This window comes from Clostridium algifaecis (assembly GCF_017874415.1).
Lineage (GTDB): Bacteria > Bacillota > Clostridia > Clostridiales > Clostridiaceae > Clostridium_B > Clostridium_B algifaecis.
Window position 1 is genome coordinate 243,000 of sequence record NZ_JAGGLM010000002.1, and the last position, 9,419, is coordinate 252,418.

Genomic DNA, 9,419 nt, shown 5'->3' on the forward strand with positions numbered 1-9,419 from the left:
GGTTATTTGATTATACTTATAGATAGAGAAATAAATTTATAGTTGATTATGAATATTACAGATAAATATGGTAAAATCTAAATATAGCTTTTAAAAATTACAATAGATTTTTGTTATATTAATACAAGGAGGAAGTTATTGTGCGGACGCCCTATAAAAAGTTAAATAAAGAAAACTATGGAGAAATATTATTAAAAAAAGTTAGCGTGAATGGAAATTTATGTGCTGGATATGGAGAAATATTTATAACACAGCTATATCAAAATATTGGCAGGGATGATATTGAAGGAGCATATGTTTTTCCTATTCCAGATACAGCCGTTATATCAGGGTTTGAAGCAGAAATAGGTGGTAGAACCTTAAAAGCTTCAGTAGAAGATAAATTCAAAGCAAATAAAATTTATGAAAATGCAGAAGAAGTTGGAGATAGCACATTCTCATTAGAAGAACTAAGTCCCCATTTTTTTAGGATAAGTATAGGTAAGATAATTTCAGGTGAGACTGTAAAAATAAAATTTTCATATATAGATGAACTTGATTATGAAGACAATGTTTTTAAATTAACCATACCGGCTGTTTCTGAACCTAAAATACTTAAAAATACATCCAGGATGAATTTAATTAAAGATAAGATAATTGGTGCAGCCGTCAGAAAAAAATATAAAAATGACGATTTTGAATTTAAGGCAAACATAATAGTTGAGTCGTTAGATAATTTAAGCTTCAAATCTCCAAATCATGATATAAAAATAGAAAGAGAAGGGGATACAGTAGCTAGAATAAGTCTTAATGAGGGATACGAGTTAATTGACAGGGATTTTGTACTTTATATGGAAGAAAAAGAACATTTAGAAGCAGATGGAATGATATATGAGTATAAGAAAGATGATATAAAAAATGGAATAGTATATATGAGAATAATTCCCAAACTGGATAGTTTTGAAATAGACAAAGTGAGAAGTTATGTTTTTTTGATTGATATTTCTTATACTATGGAAGGAGAAAAATTTGAACAGGCAAAAGATGCACTTCAATTATGCTTGAGAAATCTATCAGAAGGAGATAGCTTCGATATAATAGCAATGGGAGATACCTTGATAAATTTTTCTAATGGAAATATGGTAAAGTTTAATGCAGATTCTCTAAGGCAATCTTCAGAGTGGATAGACAGATTAGAGATACAGTCAGATGCAGATATATTTTCAGGGATAAGATACAGCCTTGAAAAGGAAGAAGGAGAAAACACCATACTTATATTTACAGATGACCAGGTAGATGAAGAAGAAGAGATACTTTCATATGTGAAGGAAAACATAGGAAACAACAGAATATTTACTTTTGGAGTAGGCGATTTTGCAAATAATTATTTCTTGAATAAACTTGCACATGAAAGCCTTGGAAAAGCTGAATTCATAGATAAAAATGAAAGAATTGAAGATGTAGTTCTAAGACAATTTACAAGAATCCAGAATCCTCAAGTAAAAGATATAAATATAAACTGGGGTAAGCTTAAAGTTAATTCTACATATCCAAGGACTATCGAGTATATGTATGATAGAGAAATTTTCTCGATATTTGCCAGCGTAACTGGAGACGTTGAAGGAAAAGTAGTATTAAATGGCTATGTAAATGGAGAACAGTACGTAAAAGAAATTGATATGGATAATTTTAGTACGGAAGAAAATGCAAGTCTTTTAAGAAAAGTATGGGCGAGAAAAAGGATAAAGTCCATTGAAACAGGTATGAAGATGGAACGTGGAGAAAAAAGGGAGTCCATGAGAAGAAAGGTAATTGAAATATCAAAAGATAATGGACTTATAAGTCCTGAAACTACATTTATACTTATGGAAGTTAGAGAGGAACCTGTACTTGGAATTCAACTTAAAAATATAATTCCTATAAAAGTTAATGAAAAAACATTAGGAGAAAAATTAGATTCTAAAAGTAAAACTGGCTTTTATTATAGAACTTTTCAAAATGATGTGTACAATAATAGCAATAATTCATACTTAAATAAAAAATATCCTAGAGAGAGACTGCTTAGAATAATTGCAAAAAATCAATTCGCTGATGGTTCTTTTGTAGATTATGAAGATAGCAGCATAGAGGATAAAATTGAAACTACAGCTATGGTTATATTGTCATTTTTAATGGGAAAAGAAAATATAGACATATATTTGAATCAATTGAATAAGGCAGCAGTATTTTTATGCAAAAATTATAATAGTATTGATTTTAATTTAAAATTTGATATTGTAAAATTGACTATTTTATCATTAAGTAAAATTAAAAAGAAAAAAATAATTAAAGATAAATATATAGGCGATGTAGAAAAAGCTATGAACCATATATGTGATATCATGGGCTCAAAAGATAACACAAAAAATGTTTTAAAATCGCTTACAGATAATTCTTTTAATAAAAATGTAGCACAATTATTTAATTTGAGTGAAGATGGAAAATATATAAATGAAAAAATAGTTATTGATGATGAAAGGAATTCTATTTTTAATATGGCAAAATTATCTGTACTTATGACATTTAATAATTAAAATTTTAAAATAAAAGAATAGAAGATTAAAAAAAGTCAATATTTTATAAGACATATGTTTCACTATTGTTGGCAAAGTATTGTTATAATAAACAATTAATACAACAAAATGTTAACATTGTCTTTATTTTTTTATAATACAGATAAATTATAGATAAATAATGAAACTTTTTTGTTGAAAAATTTCATTAATAAATATATAATTTAAACTAAACTGAAAACTAAAGGAGGCAATTACATGAAATCAATTGGGGGGCTACCACCAAAACAGGGACTGTATAATCCGGAATTTGAAAAAGATAATTGTGGAGTTGGCTTTGTAGCTAATATAAAAGGTGAAAAATCACATGATGTTGTAAAAAAAGGACTTAAAGTATTAGTCAATTTAACTCATAGAGGTGCTGTTGGTGCAGATCCTAAAACTGGAGATGGGGCAGGAATACTGGTTCAAATACCTGATGAATTTTTTAGAATTTGCTGTGATAATTTAGGAATAATATTGCCTGAATGTGGGCGTTATGCAGTAGGTATGATTTTTTTACCAAAAGAGCCTGCAATCAGATATCAATGTGAAGGTATATTAGAAAGAATAATAAAAGAAGAAGGACAAAAATTACTAGGATGGAGGAATGTTCCTACAGACGACAGAGGAATAGGAGAGACTGCACGTGGAACTGAACCTATAATAAGACAGATTTTTATAGAAAATTGTTCAGAAAATCAAGTAGAATTTGAACGTAAATTGTATATTATAAGAAAAAGAGCAGAAAATGAAGTTAAAAAATTGGTGGAAAGAAATGCTGAATATTTTTATGTGTGTTCGTTGTCCAGTAAGACTATAGTTTATAAAGGACTGCTTCTAGCAGATCAAATAACTGGATATTACCTTGACTTGAATGACATTAATTTTAAAAGCGCTATAGCATTAGTACATCAAAGATTCAGTACAAATACATTCCCAACATGGGATCTTGCACAACCTTTCAGATATCTAGGACATAATGGTGAGATTAATACAATAAGAGGTAATAGAAATTGGATGAATGCAAGAGAAGGTGTTTTAAAATCCAGCAGCTTTAAAAAAGATATAAATAAATTGTTTCCTATTATAACACCTAATGGAAGTGATTCGGCATCACTTGATAATATGTTTGAATTGTTAGTTGCAGATGGAAGAAGTATTGCACACTCTATGATGATGCTTATCCCAGAAGCATGGGAAAAGAACGAAGATATGCCATCATATAAGAGGGCATTTTATGAATATCATGGCTCATTAATAGAACCTTGGGATGGACCTGCAGCTGTATTTTTTACAGATGGAACTCAGGTAGGTGCTACTCTCGATAGAAATGGCCTTAGACCTGCTAAATACATAATAACTAAAAATGGCCAGGTGGTAATGGCTTCTGAGCTTGGAGTTATTGAATTTCAGCCGGATGAAGTAATTGAAAAGGGCAGATTAAATCCTGGAAAAATGTTCCTCGTTGATACAAAAGAGGGAAGAATTATAGATGATGCCGAGCTTAAAAAGAGAATATGCGAAGATAAGCCTTATGAAGAATATATAAAAGAAAGCAAAAAGACTCTTGATGATTTTGAAGATGCTTCTGAAAATAATGAAATAACCGCTGAAAGATTAAGGGAAAATCAGCAGGCTTTTGGTTATACTAAAGAAGATCTTAAATTTATACTTAAGTTTATGGCTGAAAATGGCAAAGAACCTCTTGGATCTATGGGAAATGATACCCCGCTTGCAGTTTTATCTAATAGACCGCAGCTTCTATTTTCATACTTCAGGCAGCTGTTTGCCCAGGTTACCAATCCTCCAATTGATCCTATAAGAGAAGGAATAGTAATGTCTCTTATGAATTATATAGGATCACAGGATAATATACTAAGTAAAGGGAAAATACAGAATCCTTTTATAGAACTTGAAAAGCCTATTTTGACGGATAATGAAATGATCAAAATAAAGCGAATGAGTGATATGAACTTCAAATCAACTACTGTACCTATAACTTTTAAATATGACAGTGGTATCTCAGGGTTCAAAGAGGCATTAAAATTAATTTGTGATAGAGTATCTAAAAAGGTTGAGGAAGGTTATAATATAATAATCTTAAGCGATAAAAAAATAGATGGATATGAGGCTACTATACCAAGTTTACTTGCAGTTTCTGCGGTTCATCACTATTTAATAAAGAAAAAGACCAGAACTAAAGTTTCTATTATAGTAGAAACAGGTGAAGCTAGAGAAACAACTCATTTTGCTCTTCTTATTGGATATGGAGCTAGTGCAGTTTGTCCATATTTAGCTTATAGATCTATAGAAAATATGGTAGATACCGGGAACATAAAAAAAATATCCAAAGAAAAGGCAGTTTCAAATTACAGAGATGCAATTTGCGGAGGACTGCTAAAGATATTGTCTAAGATGGGTATATGTACAATTCAAAGTTATCATGGAGCTCAGATATTTGAAGCTTTAGGGTTAAGTGAGGAATTTGTAGATAAATATTTTAAAGGAACCACTACAAGTATAGGTGGAGTAGGAATAGATGTTATAGCTAAAGAAGTTTTACTTAGACATGAAAAAGCATTTAACAGATTTAGAAATCCTTCACTTGGATTGGACGTAGGCGGTCTGTATTCATGGAGAAAAGAAGGAGAATTCCATTTATTCAATCCTATGAGTATTCATAAATTACAAATGGCAGCAAGAAATAATGACTACAAAATATATAAAGAATATGCAAATTTGATAAATGATCAAAGTAAAAATTTATGTACAATAAGATCGCTTTTTGAATTTAATATAAATAAAGATAGAGAAATACCTATTGATGAAGTTGAGCCTGTAAGTGAAATAATTAAAAGATTTTGCTCAGGAGCAATGTCACTTGGGGCACTTAGCAAGGAAGCACATGAAACTATTGCCATTGCAATGAACAGGATTGGTGCAAAGAGCAATTCAGGAGAAGGCGGAGAAGACGACAGAAGATTTAAAATAGATAGCGATGGAAAAAATAAAAGAGGTGCTATAAAGCAGGTGGCATCTGCTAGATTTGGTGTTACTACAAATTATCTTGTTAATGCAGATGAAATTCAGATAAAGGTGGCACAGGGTGCTAAACCTGGTGAAGGAGGTCATCTTCCAGGACCAAAGGTTGACCACTATATTGCAGAAGTTAGACATTCAACTCCTGGTATAGCTTTAATATCACCACCACCACATCATGATATTTACTCTATAGAGGATTTAGCACAGCTTATATATGATTTAAAAAGTGTAAATCCTAACAGCAGAATCAGTGTAAAACTTGTATCAGAAGTTGGAGTAGGTGTTATTGCAGCAGGTGTAGCTAAAGCACATGCAGACTTAATACTTATAAGCGGCCATGATGGAGGTACTGGTGCTTCACCATTGTCTTCTATGAGATATGCAGGTACTCCATGGGAAATAGGACTTTCTGAAACTCATCAGGTACTTCTTTTAAATAATTTAAGAAGTAGGGTAAGACTTCAAACTGATGGTCAGCTTAAAACTGGAAGGGATGTAATTGTAGCAGCACTTCTTGGAGCTGAAGAATTTGGATTTGCAACTACACTCCTTGTAACACTTGGATGCACTTTGCTGAGAAACTGTCACTGCAATATGTGTTCTATGGGAATTGCTACACAGGATGATGAACTTAGAAAGAATTTTAAAGGAAAGCCTGAACACATAATAAACTTTCTAACTTTTATAGCTAAAGATGTAAGGGAATATATGGCTAAATTAGGATTTAGAACTATGAATGAAATGATTGGCCGAATAGATAAATTAAAGGTAAAGGATAAATCGGCTATTGATAACTGGAAAATTAAAGGACTGGATTTTTCAAATATATTGTATAAACCAGATGTACCTGAGAGGATTAAGCCATATTGTACTATATCACAAAATCACGGAATAGACACTGCACTTGACCACACTTTAATACAAATTGCTTATCCTGCACTAAATGATAAGAAAGAAGTAAGAGGAAATTTTGAAATAAAGAATGTAAACAGAAGTGTAGGAACCATGCTAAGCGGAAAAATGGCTAAGATTTTTGGCAAAGAAGGTCTTTCTGAGGATACTATAATATTTAATTTTAAGGGATCTGCAGGACAGAGTTTCGGAGCTTTCGGCATGAAAGGACTTACATTGAAGCTTGAAGGAGATGCCAATGATTACGTAGGAAAGGGTCTATCTGGAGCTAAACTTATAATAAAAACTCCTGAAAATGCAGCTTATAAAGCTGAAGAAAGTTTTGTAGCTGGAAATACCATATTATATGGAGCTACTAGTGGTAAATTATTTGTGAATGGTATGGCAGGAGAGAGGTTTGGAGTTAGAAACAGTGGAGCTTTTGCTGTTGCAGAAGGAGTAGGAGATCACTGCTGTGAGTATATGACTGGTGGAACTGTAGTAATTATAGGCAAGACGGGCAGAAACTTTGGAGCAGGTATGAGCGGCGGAATAGCATATGTATTAGATGAAGATGGCGATTTTTATAAAAATTGCAATATGGATATGATAGAGATAAATGAGCTTGATGAAGATGATGAAACCTTGGTTAACGAATTGATAAAAGAACATTATCTAAATACAAACAGTGTAAAGGCAAAGTCTATTTTGGATAATTGGGATGATTATAAAATTAAATTTAAGAAAGTTATCCCTACTGCATATAAACTTATATTACAAAAATATAAGAAAGTTAATAAGGTGTCTTAGTAAAGGGGGATATAAGTAATGGGTAAATTAGCTGGATTTAAGGAATTTGAACGTAAAGATTTTAGCACAAGACCTGTAGATAAAAGGATTAAGGATTATAAGGAGGTACATACTCCTCTATCATTACATGAAATGGAAAACCAGGCTGCAAGATGTATGAATTGTGGTACTCCATTTTGTAATTGGGGATGTCCACTTGGAAATTTAATCCCAGACTGGAATGATTTTACGTACAATGGAGATTGGAAAAAAGCTTATGAAGAACTTTCATTTACTAATAATTTCCCTGAGTTTACAGGAAGAATATGTCCTGCACTTTGTGAAGCTTCATGTACTTTAGGGGTAAATTATAATCCAGTATCTATAAGAGAAATAGAGTATATGGTTATTGAGAGAGCATTTAAAGAAGGATTTATAAAACCTAACATACCAAAAAACAGAACTGGTAAGAAAGTGGCTGTTATAGGATCAGGTCCGTCAGGACTTTCTACAGCTGTTCAGCTTAATTCTGTTGGACACAATGTGGTTATTTTTGAAAGGCATGATGAGATCGGAGGCCTTTTGAGATATGGTATACCTGATTTTAAACTCGACAAGAAAGTAATTCAAAGAAGAGTTGAACTTATGAAACAAGAGGGAATTGAGTTTAAAACAAACATAAATGTTGGAGTAGATGTAAGTTACCAAGATATATTGAATGAATTTGATGCCGTTGTATTAACAGGCGGATCAACCATTCCAAGAGATTTAAAAGTTCCAGGAAGAGAGCTTGAGGGAATTTATTTTGCAGTAGATTATCTATCTGCTCAAAATAGAAAAGTGGCAGGCAAAAATGCAGAGAAATATATTACAGCAAAAGATAAATCCGTAGTTGTAATTGGAGGAGGAGATACTGGTTCAGATTGTATAGGTACTGCTATAAGGCAGGGCGCAAAAAAAGTATATCAGATTGAAATAATGCCAAAGCCTCCAGTATACAGGGATGATACTATGCCATGGCCAACATATCCTAAGATATTAAAAACTACAACTTCTCATGAAGAGGGATGCGAACGTAAATGGAATGTATCTACAAAACAATTTGTAGGAAAAGATGGAAAAGTTAATAAACTTCATTGTACTGAAGTAGAATGGTATAAAGATAAAGATGGAGCTATGAAGTTTAATGAAGTTAAAGGCAGTGAATTTGATATAGATGCAGACTTAGTGCTTATAGCTATGGGATTTTTACATCCACAACATGAAGGATTGTTAAATGATTTATCACTGGAATTTGACGGAAGAGGCAATGTATTAACCTCGGATAATCATATGACTAACATTAAAGGAGTATTTTCAGCAGGTGATATGAGAACTGGCCAGTCTCTGGTTGTAAAAGCTATCAGTGATGGAAGAATTACAGCAAAATATGTAGATGAATATTTGATGGGAGATACTTTTCTTTAAATAAAATATCTGTAAAAAAAATAAAATAAAGAAAAATAAAGCTGTTAGATTTTATAAACTAATTTATAAAATCTAACAGCTTATTTATTTTTAGTTACTGTTTATTCATGTATTATATATCAAGCAGATTTTTCTTGTATTCAGAATATAGTTCTCTAAGTTGTGACATTTTGTTTTCTATGTCTATCTGCATATCTGATGCTTTTTCATAGTCTCCATGTTCAGTTGCTTCTTTTATTTTAGTAAACAGGCTCTTTTCTGAATAAGAATCTTTCATCAAGTAATGCTTGATGTCATCTATCTTCATCCAGTTTGCTACATCTATATCAAGAGCTTTGTCACTGCAGTGGAGTTTTTTGAAGCTTCTTATTTCATCTGAATATTGATTTATAACTCTGTGATTTAACTCAACTATCCATTTTTCAAGGAAAGCTTCTTTGAAACTGCTTATTAATTTATCAGTTAATACTCCGCCCTTAGTAAGTACTGCTTTTTTATCAGGATACTTATCAAGTGCTGATAAATTTTCATATACAGTGGCAGGTGCCTTGCCAAATAAGATTTCTCTTTCTTCATCTGAGAAGGATTCAAATACATCAATTTCACTTCTGTAAGCTCTTCCTTTTTCAAGGTAATCTGCTGCATCCTCCTGTTTTT

3 protein-coding genes and 1 pseudogene are annotated in these 9,419 nt (G+C 31.8%); 3 read left to right on the plus strand and 1 reads right to left on the minus strand.

Annotation, left to right across the window (positions count from 1 at the left end):
• The first annotated feature begins 140 nt into the window (after positions 1–140).
• From J2Z42_RS14410 to J2Z42_RS03815, 3 genes are all read left to right on the plus strand, one after another.
• Positions 141–2,552 (plus strand): VIT and vWA domain-containing protein, encoded by a 2,412-nt coding sequence (locus tag J2Z42_RS14410; RefSeq protein ID WP_209701033.1) that lies wholly within the window; start codon positions 141–143, stop codon positions 2,550–2,552.
• 237 nt (positions 2,553–2,789) lie between these two features.
• Positions 2,790–7,316 carry a glutamate synthase large subunit gene (gene gltB / locus J2Z42_RS03810; protein ID WP_209701034.1) on the plus strand — a complete coding sequence of 1,509 codons (4,527 nt, stop codon included), beginning with the start codon at positions 2,790–2,792 and terminating at the stop codon, positions 7,314–7,316.
• 18 nt (positions 7,317–7,334) lie between these two features.
• On the plus strand, positions 7,335–8,762 hold the full coding sequence (locus tag J2Z42_RS03815; RefSeq protein ID WP_209701035.1) for a glutamate synthase subunit beta: 1,428 nt from the start codon (positions 7,335–7,337) through the stop codon (positions 8,760–8,762).
• 112 nt (positions 8,763–8,874) lie between these two features.
• On the opposite strand, the pseudogene J2Z42_RS03820 reads toward J2Z42_RS03815, so the two are convergent.
• Positions 8,875–9,419: pseudogene (locus J2Z42_RS03820) on the minus strand (glutamine synthetase); the annotation flags it as partial.

Bases quoted from the DNA above. Each gene is read 5' to 3' on its own strand.
- gltB (WP_209701034.1), top strand. From the start codon at position 2,790: ATGAAATCAATTGGGGGGCTACCACCAAAACAGGGACTGTATAATCCG.
- J2Z42_RS03815 (WP_209701035.1), top strand. From the start codon at position 7,335: ATGGGTAAATTAGCTGGATTTAAGGAATTTGAACGTAAAGATTTTAGC.